General features: G+C 31.8%; 12 protein-coding genes. 2 read left to right on the plus strand and 10 right to left on the minus strand.

Going from position 1 to position 16826, the window contains the following annotated elements; genetic code table 11:
• Window positions 1-13 precede the first annotated feature (13 nt).
• The 10 genes from UMM65_RS03045 to UMM65_RS03090 all read right to left on the minus strand — a co-directional run bounded on the left by UMM65_RS03045 (window position 14) and on the right by UMM65_RS03090 (window position 12958).
• Entirely contained in the window at window positions 14-1084 is a 1071-nt protein-coding gene (locus tag UMM65_RS03045) for a polysaccharide pyruvyl transferase family protein (RefSeq protein WP_321974997.1), read from the minus strand.
• Window positions 1085-1103: 19 nt separating this feature from the next.
• Window positions 1104-2354 (minus strand): hypothetical protein, encoded by a 1251-nt coding sequence (locus UMM65_RS03050; protein ID WP_321974998.1) that lies wholly within the window; start codon window positions 2352-2354, stop codon window positions 1104-1106.
• A 2-nt stretch (window positions 2355-2356) separates the two neighbouring features.
• Window positions 2357-4057 (minus strand): asparagine synthase (glutamine-hydrolyzing), encoded by a 1701-nt coding sequence (asnB, locus tag UMM65_RS03055; protein WP_321974999.1) that lies wholly within the window; start codon window positions 4055-4057, stop codon window positions 2357-2359.
• Between the two features lies 1 nt (window position 4058).
• A complete protein-coding gene (locus tag UMM65_RS03060) occupies window positions 4059-4760 on the minus strand; it encodes an acylneuraminate cytidylyltransferase family protein (RefSeq protein WP_321975000.1) in 702 nt (233 codons plus the stop codon).
• Window positions 4760-5914: a UDP-N-acetylglucosamine 2-epimerase gene (gene neuC / locus UMM65_RS03065; protein WP_321975001.1), complete on the minus strand. Its 1155-nt coding sequence runs from the start codon at window positions 5912-5914 to the stop codon at window positions 4760-4762. Before neuC ends, UMM65_RS03060 begins: the two co-directional genes overlap by 1 nt.
• Window positions 5911-6906, minus strand: a complete 996-nt coding sequence (locus UMM65_RS03070; protein ID WP_321975002.1) for an N-acetylneuraminate synthase family protein — start codon at window positions 6904-6906, stop codon at window positions 5911-5913. Before UMM65_RS03070 ends, neuC begins: the two co-directional genes overlap by 4 nt.
• A gap of 3 nt (window positions 6907-6909) precedes the next feature.
• A complete protein-coding gene (locus tag UMM65_RS03075) occupies window positions 6910-7977 on the minus strand; it encodes an NAD-dependent epimerase (RefSeq protein WP_321975003.1) in 1068 nt (355 codons plus the stop codon).
• A gap of 316 nt (window positions 7978-8293) precedes the next feature.
• On the minus strand, window positions 8294-9595 hold the full coding sequence (locus tag UMM65_RS03080) for a nucleotide sugar dehydrogenase (RefSeq protein ID WP_321975004.1): 1302 nt from the start codon (window positions 9593-9595) through the stop codon (window positions 8294-8296).
• 132 nt (window positions 9596-9727) lie between these two features.
• Entirely contained in the window at window positions 9728-12160 is a 2433-nt protein-coding gene (locus UMM65_RS03085) for a GumC family protein (RefSeq protein ID WP_321975005.1), read from the minus strand.
• A gap of 6 nt (window positions 12161-12166) precedes the next feature.
• The gene (locus UMM65_RS03090; protein WP_321975006.1) at window positions 12167-12958 is read right to left on the minus strand and encodes a polysaccharide biosynthesis/export family protein; all 792 of its coding nucleotides are present in this window, start codon (window positions 12956-12958) and stop codon (window positions 12167-12169) included.
• 75 nt (window positions 12959-13033) lie between these two features.
• Here UMM65_RS03090 and UMM65_RS03095 point away from each other — a divergent pair, with 75 nt between their 5' ends.
• Window positions 13034-13810 carry an O-methyltransferase gene (locus tag UMM65_RS03095; protein WP_321975007.1) on the plus strand — a complete coding sequence of 259 codons (777 nt, stop codon included), beginning with the start codon at window positions 13034-13036 and terminating at the stop codon, window positions 13808-13810.
• A gap of 276 nt (window positions 13811-14086) precedes the next feature.
• Window positions 14087-16825 (plus strand): DUF1553 domain-containing protein, encoded by a 2739-nt coding sequence (locus UMM65_RS03100; protein WP_321975008.1) that lies wholly within the window; start codon window positions 14087-14089, stop codon window positions 16823-16825.
• The last annotated feature ends 1 nt before the right edge of the window (window position 16826 follow it).

Here is a 16826-nt window from a genome sequence, read left to right on the forward strand (position 1 = left end):
TAATTTGTAGTTCTTAGTCTCTTAACCATTCCAAAAATTTAATATTTAATTGGTCTAAAACCTCTCTATCACTTATTAGCTTTTCTATCTTAAATTTTTTGGTTTTTATTTTTTCTAAAGCAAGTTTATATTTATTCAAATCACCCATTGGGTCAATAACCTCGGGATTCTCATAAAACAATTCACTTGCGTATTTTAATTTTGGATGTAATTTAACAGCAACGAATGGTGTGTCAACTAAACCAGCAATAAATAAACTGTGCATTCTACTTGAAAAAACAACTTGAGCATCTTTAAATAATACGATGAACTTTATAATACTCATTTTAAAAGGATTCCAAACTGTTATTTTAAACTTCCCTTCTAATTTGTCCATTAATTCGACAGAATCCTTTTGCAAAAATACCCAATGTGTTTTAAAGTCATTATTTTCTAAGTATTCAGCGAATTTTATTAATTCATAAAGATGATTTTCAAATTCCGGCTTATGATGATAAGACCTTGGGCAAATAATAATTTCATTTGAATTAACTATTTTTACATTTCCTGGCAATTTTTCATAACCAATGCTCAAATCATTTGATAAGTACAGATTTTGAACCCCCATGGATTTGGCAATATCGAAAGACTTTTTATCTCTTACTCCTAAAAATTGAAAACTCGAAATAATCACCTTGTGCAATTGGAAAAATTTATCGTTACTGTAAGGTCCAATACCCAAGCCAATTCCACCAAATTGTGTTCCCAATAATTTTGGAATTTTGTATCGAATTAAATTGCTTGAATAATTTTTGAAGAATGATAGTATGCTTAAACTTGTTTTATAATCAAAAAATACTCCACCTCCTATATAATAGACCTTATCAAACTGATTGAAAAACAAAAGGGGTAATTTTCCATCAAACCTTATGATTTTCAGTTTAGAATAGAACTTTCTTAAATAATCTGGATCTATACTATTATCTGTAATAGATACTGAAATTGAGATATTTGGAATATCCTTAATTTTATTAATTGCTATTTCAAACAACAAATCATCACCAAAATTTTGATACCCTATATAACCTTGTAATAATATTTTCATTTAATTTGAACGTTTATAATTACCAATTGGTTATCCAATTTTTTAATTTTGAAGAAAAAATATTATTATCAGTCTTCACTTCATCTAAAAGGTTTAGATAATTTTTCTCGTTTATTTTAAAAACACCTGGAAGTGATAATATATATTTATTTAAGTGATAAGTTTTGCAAAACTTATCAAAACCTAAAAAACCATCAATCTTCATATCTAATTGAACAATATTCTTATCCATTAGAGCCGCTTCTAATGCAAATGTGGTTCCAGCATTAATTACATGATTTGATTCTTTTAATAGAAGATACCTAAAAATATGATAATTATCATCAAGCATATCGCTACCTGTACTATTATTGGAATAAATACCAACTATAACATTCTTATACTTTTTAAATTCATCGTAATCTCCTTTTGGTGCATTCGGTTTGGGTTTAATATATAGATAATAATTACTGTCATTAAAGGCTTTACAAAGTAAATCAATTAATAGCATCTCACCCTGATGCATAATTCCCGCAGATGAAGTCGTTGTAGGATACAAAATAATTTCTTTGTCTTTTAAAGTGCTTAATTCATTATAATAATCTGTTCCAGTTATTTTATTTAATAAATCGGTATCATTCTGATTTTCATAATCATAAATATACTTGAACTTTAATGGCTTAATTTTACCAACTTTAGATAAATGCTGGATTCTCTTTGTGTCCTCCGCCAAATCTTTATTCCATGTGAGACAATAGTCTGGAAAGATATAATATGGAAATTTCATTGGATGGTCCCAACTTTCCATGATACTTATATGCGACAAGCTAGTTTTATTTGGTATTAAGTGAGCATAATATACTTTTGTAAAGGTTATAATTAAATCAAGATTAAAATAATTATCTATGGATTTTTTCCTGAAAAAAAATTGATTGAGTATTGTAAAAATATAATTTATCCTTTTTGCTGGAATTTTAATAAAAAAAATCTTTCTCAAAAACCTTTTTTTTAGCGATTCTTTTCGTACGAATTCATTTTTATATACAAAAGAGAAATTCTCTGAAATAAATAATATTTCAAAAATTTCTTTAAAAATTGAAGCTGGTTTATAAATATAATTATCCAAACTTTCAACGATAAAATTGTCATCATTTATTATTCCTTTGGCAATTTCAACATTTTCTTGTTTTGTGAAGAGTATTACCTCACTTTTTTGTAAATACTTCTGTATAACTGGAATTGCAGAATAGATTTGAAAGCTATGCTCACACCAGACCCCTATCTTTTTCATAATTATTTAATTAATAGGTTTGTTAAACTAACCCATTGCCATATATGAAAGCTAGATTCATTATCCCCATCTTTATATTTTTTCCATTCCTTTCTCAAAATATCAACATTAAACCAGCAGTTATATTTACTATCAATGAGCTTATTTAAATTTTTATCTACATAAGTAGAAAGCTCATTCCCTAACCATTCTCTCTGTGGTGTCTGCAAAGGTCTTTTGGGAGCATATGTAATTTTATCGCTTAAATGTTCTGAGACTATTTCTCGTAACATATATTTTTGAATGTTTTTATTGATTTTATATTCTATGGGTTGTGCAAAAGCAAATTCAACTAGTCTATAATCTAAAAATGGTTCTCTAAGCTCTGTACTATATGCCATAGATACGCGGTCATTGAATCTTAATGCTCTAGGAATTTTAGTATAAAATAAATCTCGATATTGTAAATTCAATAAATCATCATTAAAAGGTTTTGGATAAACTGGTTTTTGGGCTAATTTGAGAAGGTTTTCGTGCAAAACATTTGGTCGAAATGGACTTTTATTAACTCCTTGAATTAGAGCATTGCTATTCTGTAGATAATAGTCATATCCGGCCCATTGCTCATCCATTCCTTGTCCATCAAGCAAAACTATAACACCTTTTTCTCTAGCCGTCTTAAAAATTTGAGCGTATGCCAAAGTAGGGATGCCCCCAAATGGTTCATCTTGTACACTATGTAAATCAGTTATTTTTTTGTCAATTTTATTTGTAGATAATAAAACTTTGTGCAATGGGTTTTTTGTAATAGATATCATTTCTTCTACCCAAGGTAATTCATCGTAATCAGAATTTCCTGTGTAAAAGGTAAAAGCCTTAATTTTACTCTTTCCTTCATTTAAATTTACAAAAGCCAACAAAGCAGAACTATCTAAACCTCCACTAACGTTAAATCCAACTTCAACATCAGCACGAAATCTAAGCTTAATACTGTCTTTTAGAATTCGAGTGTATTCTTTCTTTGCTTCTAAATAGCTGATAGATTTATATTTCTTAATCTCTTTTTCAAAATGATACCATTTTTTAATTAATAATATATCATTATCTAATTCCAAAAAATGACCTCCAGCTAATTGCTCAATGCTTTCCCAAAACGTTTCATTTGGTAAACCGTAGCTACCAAAAACCAAATAATTAGCCCATGCCTTTTTATTAGGTATTTTATCAATGCCTACAGCATGTAAAGATTTAATTTCAGAAGCAAAATAGAAGTTGCTTTTATTCTTAAAATAATAAAAAGGTTTTACTCCAAATCGATCTCGAGCAGCAAATAATTTGTGCAATAGAGAATCGTAAACTATAAACGAAAACATTCCATTAAACCTTGACAAACAGTCTTTACCCCACTTAATGTATGCTGCAAGTAAAACCTCTGAATCAGAATTTGTTTTGAATTCATAACAAGATTCTAATTGCTGCCTTAATTCTAAATAATTATAAATTTCTCCATTATAAGACAAGATGTATCTACCGCTGTTATCAATAAATGGTTGGTTAGAATCTACGGATAAATCTATAATAGACAATCTATTATGCCCAATAGCAATATTTTGATCAACCCAAATTCCAGTATTATCAGGACCTCTGTGAGCTTGTGCAGTAAGCATTTTCCCTAAAACTACACTATTTGACTCATTACCAAAAACACCAGCAATACCACACATATCAAAACTTATTTAATCCAACAATTATTTCAGCTTTTTTCCAATCATCAATTGTATCTATATTTACATAAGATTCTTTAGGAGATTCTATATGGGCAACAGAATCACCATACAAAGATTTTTTTTTCAACAGCGTTTCAGTTTTGGTTATATAAATACTACCATCTCTATGAAAAGCTTCTGGTAGTTCTTGCCTTCGAGCAATAATTTCCTTATCTCCGGTAGCTATTTCTAAATTTCCTATATGATTCCTAACAAATACCCAATGCGGGTTATACTCGTGTGGTACTTTTTGAACAGAAATTAGCGAATCAACGTCACTTTTAATAAACTTTTGAATTGCATTATCTAAGAACTCAACTGTCCGAAAAGGTGTTGTTACCTGTAATAAACAAACCGTATCGAATTCTTCATTGTATTTATCCTTTAAAAATTGAAGCATATGCTGAATTACCGGAAGCGTAGGTGAATTATCATCTGCTAATAACTCTGGTCTTCTATATGGCACCTCTAAACCCAATTTCTTTCCAATCTCAATAATCTCATCATCATCAGAACTCAGCACCACTTTTGATAGTAGTTTTGATTTTAATGCAACTTCAGTGGTATATTGTAATAATGGTTTACCTCCTAATAATTTAATATTTTTTTTTGGTACACCTTTAGAACCTCCCCTTGCCGGTATAAGACCTAAAATCCGCATTAGTACGTTATCGTTTTATGAAAATTGAGTTCTATTTTGGCTAATTGATTTGCTATATTTAGACCAGATTTACCGTTGCCATATATTTGCTCAATTTTTCTATTGGAACTTATTCGTTCTTTTATGGCATCTATGATTTTTTGTTTATCATAAGTTACATCAATTACATTTTTACCACGTTCTCTTCTATTCTGTCGTGTGCCAATATTAACAACAGGAACTCCTAAATAGGAACACTCTCTGATGCCTACACTAGAATTACCAATTAAACATTGACTGTTTATAAGTAATTTTAAAAAGTCATCAGGTTCCATGTTTTTAAAAAAATGAATGTTCTTGGGTTGAATTCTTTCTCTAAAAGATCGAATTCCACTTGAGGTACCATCAGAACCTGCATCTACATTTGGCCAAAACCAAAATGTGGGTATATTTAATTCGTGTACCGCCTCTAACGTCTTGGTAACATCTTTTCTAGCTTCTTTGTACTCTGTAGTTACTGGGTGTTGCATTACAACTAGATAACCTTCTTTCCAATTCAAACTGGAACCCACACCTCCATATTTATCAATAGGATCAAAATCCAATTCTGGATGTTGTAAAACTTCATCTGCCAAGTCTATAGACGGACATCCCGTATTAATTACAAAATCAGGATTTTCTCCCATTTTAATTACACGTTCTCTAGCATCATCAGTAGAAACAAAATGAATATCAGCCAATTTAGTATTGGCATGACGTACTTTTTCATCAATATTACCTGTTACTTCTCCACCTTGCAAATGAACTAATGGTATATTTTGGTATGCCGCCGCAATACTGGTGGCAATAGTTTCAAAACGGTCGGCTATGGTTATAACAGCGTCAGGTTGTAAATTATAGAATACATTTGCCAACTCCATGACTCCTAAACCAGTAGTTTTAGCCATTGCGGTTTTGTTTTCACCTTCTAAAACCATAAAAACTTTTTCGGATATCGTAAATCCATCGTTTTCGATAAAATCAACGGCATTTCCATACCTACCTAATAATGCAGAACCCGCAACAACTAATTGCAATTCCAATGCAGGATGGTCTTTAATAGCTTTTAAAGCCGTCTTCACCCTGCTATAAGATGGTCTGGCGGTTACCACAACGCAAATTTTTCTTTTACTCATTTTAAATCGTCCTCATTTAAAAAACTCCATTGGGTCATGTCTTTTTTTAATTGTTTACCCAATACTTGCTCAAATTCGCTTGCTAAAATACCATATCCTTTTGGTTTTTTTGCTTCCAAGTCATCAAAAGTTATTACATGATTCTTTTTTAAGTCTTTATTAATAGCCAGTGATTTTTCAAAAATTTTTTTCAACTCTGAAAATCTGCTATTATCATTTTTATCAATGGGGTTTTGAATTGCTTTGTCAATATTTTTTACTGCCGATACCAAATGTGTTGTTTCTTCAATGGTAAGAGAAGATTTGGAATCGGGACCAAATAATTCTCTGTTAAGCGTAACATGAAACTCTAAAATTTCTGCTCCTAAAGCAGTTGCAGCAATACAAGTTTCTATATTTGCAGAATGGTCAGAATATCCAACAGTAACGTTATAACGTTCTTTTAATTCTTGAATTATATTTAAACCATATTGGTCTGGTTTTGTTGGATAAGAAGTGGTGCATTGTAAAATTGAAAAATCAACTTCTTTTTCTTTTAGAAAATTAACCGTTTTATCGAGTTCTGCAAATGAACTCATACCCGAAGAAATGATTACTGGTTTACCAGTTTTAGCAATTTTATTTAATAATAAAAAGTTATTTACTTCTCCAGAACCTATTTTATACATTTTAACTCCTACTTTTTCTAATAAATCTACTGCAGTATTGCTAAATGGCGAACTCATAAATTCTAAATTAACATCATCGCAATGCTTTTTTATGCCTACCCACTGATCTAAAGAAAATTCCATTCGTTTCCAATAGTCATATCGTGTTTTATCTTCATAAGAAAAATTAATACGAAAAGGTTCAAACTCACTACTTTCTGCCTCAGCGATATGGGTTTGAAACTTAATGGCATCTACACCCGTTTTAGCAACGGCATCAATATATGAATGGAGAATGCCTAGACTTCCTTCATGTGCTTGAGCTATTTCGGCAATAATTTTCATTCTTTATTTCTTATTCATTTCCAAATACTTATCCACAAAAGCATTAATTCCCTCTTGAATTGGTGTTTGAGGTTTGAAATCGATATAATCGAAAAGACTTTGTACATCTGCATATGTTGCGGGTACATCACCAGGTTGAATCGGTTTTAAATTAATCTTTCCTTTTTTATTCAATGCTTTTTCAATACCTTTCACAAAATCCATCAATTGTACAGGACTATTATTACCAATATTAAACAGTTGATAAGGTGCAGTACTTGAAGAAGGAATGGGCTTTTTAGGGTTGAAATTTGGATTGTTTTTTTGTGGTGCCAATGGAATTAATCTTTTGATACTTTCTACTATATCAGCTACATACGTAAAATCCCTACTCATGTCACCATAATTAAATACATCAAACTCTTCATCATTTACAATCGCTTTTGTGAACAAGTATAATGCCATATCCGGTCTTCCCATAGGGCCATATACAGTAAAGAAACGTAATCCAGTTGAAGGTATATCAAATAAATGAGAATATGAATGTGCCATCATCTCATTTGCTTTTTTACTTGCCGCATAGATGGCCATTGGATGGTCCGTATGACTATCAACCGAAAAAGGAATTTCTTCGCTCAATCCGTAAACCGAACTAGATGAAGCATATATTAAATGTTTCACGGGATAGTTTCTACATCCCTCTAATATATTTAAAAAGCCAGTAATATTATTGTCAATATACGTTTGTGGATTTTCTAAAGAATATCTTACTCCTGCCTGAGCGGCCAAGTTTACTACATAGTCGAACTTTTCTTCTTTAAAAAGCTGTATTAGATTTTCTTTGTCTTGTAAATCGAGTTTTATAAAGGTAATAGCACCCTGAACTGCATTGTTATCAGTAATTTTAGATTTTTCTATCCTTAAATCGGCCAAACGAGCATATTTAAGATTTTGGTCGTAATAATCGTTTATGTTATCTATACCAATAACCTGATAACCGTTTTTGGTCAGTAATTTTGATAAGTGGTAACCGATAAAGCCTGCAGCACCTGTTATGAGAACTTTATTCTGTTTATTGCTTTCTTTAATCATTGCTTTTAATGTACTATATTTCCTTTATTATCACATTTGTTATTACGAGGCACGAACCCGTCTGCCAGACGGGCAGGGAATCTGTTTAAACCTTCTTCACCAATTGTGGGATTCTTCGTTCGTTTTGAAACATTACCACTACTTCTCGATACATTTTCTTTTCGGCTGTCGCCTCTAAGAAAACACTCGAAGTGACATTCGTTTATCCCATATTGTCAGTTCGAGTGATGCTTCTAGACAGTATTTCGCTTCCAGAATTTTTAAGCATCGTATCGAGAACCCTTTTTTTACTGCGGACTGCCATCTGCGAAATAAATTACAATCTACTATGCGATTTCTCTTTTGGCAACGTTGCTTTTACATCAAAAATAATATGATCTTCGGCACAGAAATTATCGAGATTTAAAACTTTAAATTCTTTGTGCGAAACAGCAATAACTACTCCATCATACTTTTTCGTTATGTCACTTCCACTACATATTAAATCAATACCATATTCGTGCTTAACTTCTTCTGCTGTAGCCCAAGGATCGTAAACGTCTATATTCACTTCAAAAGATTCCAGCTCACGAACTATATCAATGGCTCTGGAGTTTCTAATATCAGGGCAATCTTCTTTAAAAGTTATTCCCAGCACCAATACATTAGCTCCTTTAATAGGTATTCCCTTTTTAATCATCATCTTAACAGATTCTTGAGCTACAAAAGGCCCCATACTGTCGTTCAATCGTCGCCCTGCCAAAATAATTTCAGGATTATATCCCAATTCCATCGCTTTTTGAGCCAAATAGTAGGGATCTACACCTATACAATGGCCACCTACTAGTCCTGGTCTAAACGGTAAAAAATTCCACTTAGTTCCTGCAGCTTCCAAAACTTCAAGGGTATCAATATTCATTAAACGGAAAATTTTAGACAATTCATTAACAAAAGCAATATTAATATCACGTTGAGAATTCTCGATTACCTTTGCCGCCTCAGCAACTTTTATAGAAGGGGCTAAATGTGTACCTGCCACGATGATGGTTTTATACACATCATCAATATATTTAGCAATTTCAGGTGTTGAACCCGAGGTGACCTTTAAAATTTTAGTAACGGTATGTAATTTATCTCCTGGATTTATCCTTTCAGGAGAATATCCAGCATAAAAATCTTTATTAAAAGTTAAACCAGATACTTTCTCTAAAATAGGAATGCATTCATCTTCAGTAGCCCCTGGAAATACAGTGGATTCGTAAACTACTACATCATCTTTAGACAACACTTTCCCAACGGTTTCACTTGCTTTGTACAAGGGTGTTAAATCTGGTCTGTTACTTTTATCAACAGGAGTCGGTACCGTAACCACGTAAAAATTTGCAAATTCAATATCCGATAAATTATCTGTTAACCAAAGTCCTGTCTTTGATGATTTTAAATTCTCTATAGAAGAAACATTTACGCCTTCTAATTCTTCTGAAGAAGTTTCTAATGTAAAATCGTTATTATCTCTTAATTCTTTAATTCTTTTAGCGTTAATGTCAAATCCTACTACTTGATATTTTTTTGCAAATTCAACGGCTAACGGTAGCCCTACGTAACCCAACCCTATAATTGCTATTTTTGTGTCTCTCATATTATTAATTCTTCATTTAAAACTACTATTGCATAGACATTGAACGATATTATTTTATCAATAATTTTTAAATGCCAGTGACAATCTTATTATTATCGGAATGCTTACTCAAACGACTTCTACCTGAAAAAATTATTTTTTAAACAGTTTTTTTATCCAAGACTGCTTTTCATCGGCATGATAACCATTTCCATATTTACCGTAGCCTCCGTAACCATACCCATATCCGTAACCATACCCATAGGTATCTTTAATACTAAAGTCATTTAATACATAACTAATATTCTTCACCTCCCCATTTGCGTATTTATCATCAATCATTTTGGGCATGCCACGTTGTGTATAATTTTGTCTTATGATATACATCACCGCATCAGAATATTTGAATAATTCAATAGCATCTGCAACCAAACCAACAGGAGGAGTATCTATAACTATATAATCATAATTTTCTTTTAAGAATTCCATCATTTTATTAGCCTGATCACCAATTAACAATTCAGATGGATTTGGTGGTATTGGTCCTGAGGTTATAATATCTAAATTAGGAATCCTTGTTGTCTGGATAACTTCAGTTAACTCTTTTTGACCGATTAAGTAATTAACAACCCCAATATCATTACCTACATCAAAATCGTCATGTAATTTTGGTTTTCTTAAGTCTAAACCAATGAGGATAGTTTTTTTATCGCTCATGGCAAACACAGACGCTATGTTAATGGAACATAGTGTCTTGCCTTCACCACTTACCGAAGAGGTAACTACAATGGTTTTAGATTTACCTCCTTTTTTAAATAAAAATTGAATGTTAGATCGTAAGGCTCTAAATGATTCTGCCAAAGATGACTTTGGTTTGTCAAATACCGCTAAATAACTTTCTATTTTACCACTGCCAACAACACCAAGTACGGGAATTTTATATATTTTTTCAATCTCTTCGACCGATATTATTTTGTTATTTAATGCTTCTTTAATTAGGATATACATAAATGGCAAACCTAAACCTAAAATGGCTCCAATTAAATAGTTAAATAATGTATTTGGACTTATGGGCGGCTGACCTACATCTTTTGCCTTATCTAACACTTTTACATCGGAAACATTGGCTGCAATAGCAGTTCCTGCTTCATATTGTTTTTGTTTTAAATATTCGTAATTCGTGGCAGTCAGATTATAATTACGTTGGTATTTGATTAAACCTTGTTCTTTCTTAGGCAAGGTATTTAAACGTGCATTGAAATTATTTAATCTTCTCTTTATACCGTTTAAATTATTTTGAGTTTCACTTTTTAAATTGTTAATATTTTCTACTAATACGTTACGTGTAATCTCAATTTTATCATTTAAGTTTTTTAATGGAGGATAATCTGGTGTTACATTTTGTTCTAAGTTTTTCTTTTCTTTTGAAAGTTCCACCAATTCAATAATGTTTTTTGCTATATTAGGATCTTCTACACCCATATTTAAAGGGGCTGTTATATCACTACCACTATTAATATAATTTTCTAAATTATTATACCGTTGTAAACGTTCGGTAATTTCTTGTTGTTGGGCATCTAGTTCAGAAACACCATCTAACAATGTTTGACCTTGAGAACTTAAATCATAAACACCACTTTGTTGCTTAAAATTACCTAAATCTTCTTCTATTCTCTTTAAGTTTAAAGCGGCATCATTAAAAACAGTATCAATATATTTTTTAGTTCTTATTGCATATTCAATTTTTTGATCTTGCTGATCCTTATCTAAAACTTCGACGGATGCGTTTATATAATCTTCAATTTTCTTTTTATTGGATCCTGTCAGGGATAGTTCGATAATAGACGTTCCGTCCTTTTTGCTATCCACTTTTAAACTTTGATATCTTTTAACCGTTGCATTAAAATCGGAGAATAATATATAATAAGTAGAATTTGCCAAATCAGAACTTAATCTTTTAGGTTTGATTTTAAATTCAGAAAATGGGGTTTTTATTAAGCTGCTGATTTTAAAAGTTTCTGAAAAAGAGGTCTTATCTGTAATGTATCCTTCTTTAGTATTGGTATGATAATTTATTAAAGTTAAATCACCATCTTCAAAATCAGTAGAAACCAGTACTTCATTATTTTCTAAAAACTCTAATTTTATAGGGCTATTTAACAATTGGTAACTAAGGGAATCAATTGAAATTGTAAATGGTACTTTACCGTATACATCTTCTTTTCTAAACCTACCATCTTTTAAGTAATTAATAAAATATTGTAATTTTTTAACTACCTTTTCATTATGGGTTCTAGATTGTAATATGGTTATAATATTCTCTACTTTGTCACTTGGGCCACCCCAGTTAAATGTAAGGTTGGTACTTGAATTAAATAATGGGTTTTGCTCTTCTTTAACGGTAATAATACTATCTAAACTATAAATACGCTGCTTACGCATGTTCACATAAAAAGCAACTAACAATCCCAATAGCAACATAATTAAAAAGAGCTTCCAATGAGATAACACTTTAAAAATGTATTCTTTTATGTCAAAAGATTTTATATCGTTAACATTAAGATCAAATTTATCTAATTGTTTCATTGCCGATTATAAAGTTTTAACTAATAAAATTGTGGTTGTGACAAACGATAATACGGAAACAATGGTGGTAAAAGTTTGTACACCTGTTGTACCGGTACCCCACGATTTTTGTTTTAAAGGCTCCACATAAACAATATCATTCGATTGAATGTAAAAAGCGTCTGAATTAAACACATTTATATCAGTTAAATCCAGAGTCATTTTTTTTGTACCATCAATATGCTTCCTTACAACAGTTACATTTTTTCTATCCCCAGTTATGGTTATATCACCCGCATTTGCTATAGCTTCTACTATATTTACCTGATTTTGAAATAATGCCAATGTGCCAGGATTTTCAACTTCTCCTAATACGGTAAAACGAATACCTGCTAATTTCACCGAAATAAAAATATCATCAATATCTTTAAAAAACTTAGCTAATTCAATTTCAATTTTTTCTCGTACTTCTTTTTCAGTATAACCCAATACATTTAATTCTCCTACATAGGGTATTCTAATATTGCCATGGCGGTCAATGGTATAGCCGTTCAAGTAAAACTGATCTGCACTATTCTGATTGGCACTACCAACATTCTGGTTTTCCGATCGATTAAATAAAGCTACCAATGTTTCATCATCGGCTTTTATTTTAATATCCAAGATATCATTAACCTGAAGTTTGTAAGGTTCGTTCATAATCTTATAGACCTCTTTGTTAGAAGATGGTACACCTTGGAAATAGGTCAACTCTCTCTTAGGAATACAGGAACTGATAAGTATCCCTATACTTAATGTGATTAAAATTTTACGTAACATTAGCTTTTTTAACTTGTCGGCAAATATAATTGTAAAATCTTTATTATCCTTAATTTTGGACTTTAAAATATAAATATGCTATTTCAGATTAAATCGTATTTGAAATTTTTATTAAAATCAACAAATCAACATGGTGTACATTCGCCATTTGTTTACCAATTGATAACAGAGTGCTTTTATGACACATCAGATAAAAAGTGGTATCAGAAATTGGAACATTACAGAAATACATTGTTGAAAAATGATGTTATAATCGAGATAGAGGATTTTGGTGCAGGTTCAAAGTCGTTACAACAAAGAAAAAGAAAAATATCGGACATTGCTAAAAACGCTGGAATTACATATAAAAGAGCTAAATTATTAGGTCGGATGGTTTCCTATTTTGAGGCTAAAAATATTTTGGAAATAGGAACTTCAATCGGCATTTCAACTACGGCAATGAGCTTTGGAAGCCCAAACGGTTTAATAACAACATTGGAAGGATGCCCCAATACCACCAAATTTGCCAAAGATAGTTTTGAAAAATTTGAATTAAATAATATCAATTCAATTGTTGGAAATTTTGATAAAACTTTATCTTATGAATTACAAAATAAAATCTTTGACTTTATTTATTTTGACGGTAACCATCAAAAACAGGCAACTATAAACTATTTTGAACAATGTTTACCACATATTCATAACCAATCTGTATTTATTTTTGACGATATTTATTGGAGCCGAGGTATGCAAGAAGCATGGCAGTATATAAAAAACCATCCGAAAGTTACGGTTAGCATAGATACTTTTTATTGGGGAATTGTTTTTTTTAGAAAAGAACAAGAGAAAGAACATTTTGTGATTCGTATTTAAGAAGCCTTTGCAGCACCTACCATCGAAGTATCTATTGTATAAATTCACCCTCTTCTTCGTTGTAAAACTTGCCAATATCTAGATATTAGCTTCATTTTTCGCCTCAAATAGGTAAATTTCTGCTAATAAATCTTTTCGCGTTAGGTTCTGCAAAAGGCTTCTTTAAGTCATTAGACGCTGGTCTTAGGTCATTAGTCGAATACAACGCTTCAAAAATTGATTTTTATCAAAAAAAACGTAATTTTAAACTCTCAAGAGACCGTTATTATATTTTTTATGCAGAAAAAACGATCCATAATACCACATTTTTTTTACTATTTTCTAATTTTATTTGTATTTGGAAGTTGTTCTAATCCCGTAAAAACAGTAGATTTTAGTAGAGACATCAAACCTATTCTCAATAAAAATTGTATTTCATGCCACGGCGGTGTTAAAAAAAATGCAGGATTTAGCCTTCTCTTTGAAGAAGAAGCCTTTGCCAATACAGAATCTGGCAGACCGGCAATTATAAAAGGCAGTGCTTCTGCCAGTGAAATGATAAAAAGGCTGCATTCAGAGAATCCTGAACTTAGAATGCCTTATAAAAAACCAAAATTATCTGATAAAGAAATTGATTTACTTACCAAATGGATTGATGAAGGAGCTAAATGGGGCGACCATTGGGCATATTCACTGCCTGAAAAGGTAGAAGTTCCTCAAATTGTAAATAAAGCCGGATTTTCTTTAGAAAAGAATCAAACATTCCTAATAAATGAAATTGATCATTTTATTCTCAATAAACTGGAAAGTAAAAATTTACAAGTCAATACTTTAGCCGAAAAAAATATTATTGCACGCAGGGTAGCCTTTGATCTTATTGGTTTACCGCCATCAGATATTCTTTTCGATCAATTTAACAAAGAAAAAATTTCTTATGAAACTTTAATTGATAGCTTACTTGACAAACCCTCTTTCGGCGAAAAATGGGCAAGTTGGTGGTTGGACATGGCCCGTTTTGCCGACTCCAAAGGTTATGAAAAAGATGATGGTAGAACCATGCACAAGTACAGAGATTGGGTGATTAAAGCCTTAAATGAAGATATGCCTTATAATCAATTTACCATTGAACAATTGGCTGGTGATTTGTTACAAGAGCCATCAACCGATCAGTTGATAGCCACTGCATTTCACAGAAATACCATGAACAATGACGAAGGTGGTACGGAAGATGAAGAGTTCAGGGTAGCTTCAGTTATAGACCGTGTTAATACAACATTTGAAGTTTGGCAAAGTACTACTATGGGTTGTGTGCAATGTCATAGCCATCCGTACGATCCCTTTAAGCATAAAGAGTATTATAATATAATGGCATTTTTTGATAACACAATGGATGCCGATACACCAGGTGAAGAACCTGTATTAAAATTTTATAACAATCAACAGCAACAAGAGATAGATAAAATAATCAAATGGGTTAAAATTCATGGAAGTGATGACTTGGCAAAAACATACAAGAATTTCATTAGCTATAATCAGCCTATCTATCAAGCACATTTGGCAAAAGACTTTAATAATGGTGAATTGGCAAACACCAAATGGTTGGCACTTTGGGATGGTGGCTCATGTAAAATAGATTCTGTATTTACCAATGGAGCAAGTTCGATATATCTGAATTATTGGTCCGGTATTGATGGTACCACCATGCGAATTCGGAAGGATAATAAAAATGGTGAAATATTATCTGAGTTTAAAATTAATAAAACAAATGGTAATATTATTCGGAAAATTCCTTTCAAAAAAATTAATGGAAAAATAAACCTCTATTTTGAAGCAATAAACAACGGAATTGAAAAGCAAGTGAACACAAGTTTTATTAGATGGATGGCATTTATCCCCGATATCCCAGGTGAGAATGCTGCTGGATATAAGTCCATTGAAAATGATTTTTTAGAGATTCTCAATACAAATACGGAATCAATACCAATTACCATTGAGAATCCGGACTACATGAAAAGAACTACGCAAGTTTTTGAAAGGGGAAATTGGTTGTTAAAAGGCGATACAGTTAAAGCCAGTGTTCCTGCTTCCTTAAATCCATGGGACAACAGTTGGGAAAATAACCGATTGGGGTTATCAAAATGGATTGTAGATAAAAAGAATCCATTAACCGCAAGAACATTGGTGAACAGGGTATGGCATCAACTATTTGGAAGAGGATTAGTTTCTACTGTTGAAGATATCGGTTCGCAATCAGAACCGCCAACACATCCCACATTATTAGATTGGCTGGCCTTGCGTTTTATGGACGAGCACAACTGGAGCATAAAATCTCTAATAAAAGAAATCGTATTGTCTGGCACTTATAGACAAAGTTCGGAAACTACTTTAGAAGATTACCAAATAGATCCGCAAAATGAATTCTACGCTCGTGGACCACGACAGCGATTAAGTGCGGAGCAAATTCGAGATCAAGCATTGTTTGTATCTGGTCTATTGAGTCCAAAAATGTACGGACCAAGTGTAATGCCTCCACAACCCGATGGTGTTTGGCAAACTGTCTACAGCGGTCAGACTTGGCAAGAAAGTAAGGGAGAAGACAAGTATCGAAGAGGAGTTTATACCTATATAAAACGTACCAGCCCCTACCCTTCTTTTTTAACTTTTGATGCTGGTAGCCGAGAGGTTTGTACCATAAGAAGAACGGTAACAAATACACCATTACAAGCCTTGGTTACTTTAAATGATCCTGTGTATTTAGAAGCGGCTTATCATTTTGCTAAAATTATGAATCAAAATAATACCATTGAAGAAAATATTGCTATCGGCTATAAAAAAGCAACCTATTCTGAAATTAGCAAGGAAAAACTGGAAACTTTAGTGCAATTATATGAAACTGCATTAAAAGAATTTAAGAATGATGAAAATAACACGAGATTATTTTTAAATTTAGAAGAAAAGCCAACGGCCAGATTAGCGGCATTAACAGTTGTAGCAAATGCAATTATGAACTTAGATGAATTTTTAACCCGAGCATAAA

This window comes from Aureibaculum koreense, from assembly GCF_034296135.1.
Taxonomy (GTDB): Bacteria; Bacteroidota; Bacteroidia; order Flavobacteriales; family Flavobacteriaceae; genus Aureibaculum.

What these genes read in the sequence shown, in the direction of transcription:
- UMM65_RS03050 (WP_321974998.1), bottom strand. Translation starts at nt 2,354, where the DNA reads ATGAAAAAGATAGGGGTCTGGTGTGAGCATAGCTTTCAAATCTATTCT.
- UMM65_RS03085 (WP_321975005.1), bottom strand. Translation starts at nt 12,160, where the DNA reads ATGAAACAATTAGATAAATTTGATCTTAATGTTAACGATATAAAATCT.
- UMM65_RS03095 (WP_321975007.1), top strand. Translation starts at nt 13,034, where the DNA reads ATGCTATTTCAGATTAAATCGTATTTGAAATTTTTATTAAAATCAACA.
- UMM65_RS03100 (WP_321975008.1), top strand. Translation starts at nt 14,087, where the DNA reads ATGCAGAAAAAACGATCCATAATACCACATTTTTTTTACTATTTTCTA.
- UMM65_RS03070 (WP_321975002.1), bottom strand. Translation starts at nt 6,906, where the DNA reads ATGAAAATTATTGCCGAAATAGCTCAAGCACATGAAGGAAGTCTAGGC.
- UMM65_RS03060 (WP_321975000.1), bottom strand. Translation starts at nt 4,760, where the DNA reads ATGCGGATTTTAGGTCTTATACCGGCAAGGGGAGGTTCTAAAGGTGTA.
- UMM65_RS03080 (WP_321975004.1), bottom strand. Translation starts at nt 9,595, where the DNA reads ATGAGAGACACAAAAATAGCAATTATAGGGTTGGGTTACGTAGGGCTA.
- UMM65_RS03045 (WP_321974997.1), bottom strand. Translation starts at nt 1,084, where the DNA reads ATGAAAATATTATTACAAGGTTATATAGGGTATCAAAATTTTGGTGAT.
- neuC (WP_321975001.1), bottom strand. Translation starts at nt 5,914, where the DNA reads ATGAGTAAAAGAAAAATTTGCGTTGTGGTAACCGCCAGACCATCTTAT.
- UMM65_RS03075 (WP_321975003.1), bottom strand. Translation starts at nt 7,977, where the DNA reads ATGATTAAAGAAAGCAATAAACAGAATAAAGTTCTCATAACAGGTGCT.
- UMM65_RS03090 (WP_321975006.1), bottom strand. Translation starts at nt 12,958, where the DNA reads ATGTTACGTAAAATTTTAATCACATTAAGTATAGGGATACTTATCAGT.
- asnB (WP_321974999.1), bottom strand. Translation starts at nt 4,057, where the DNA reads ATGTGTGGTATTGCTGGTGTTTTTGGTAATGAGTCAAATAGTGTAGTT.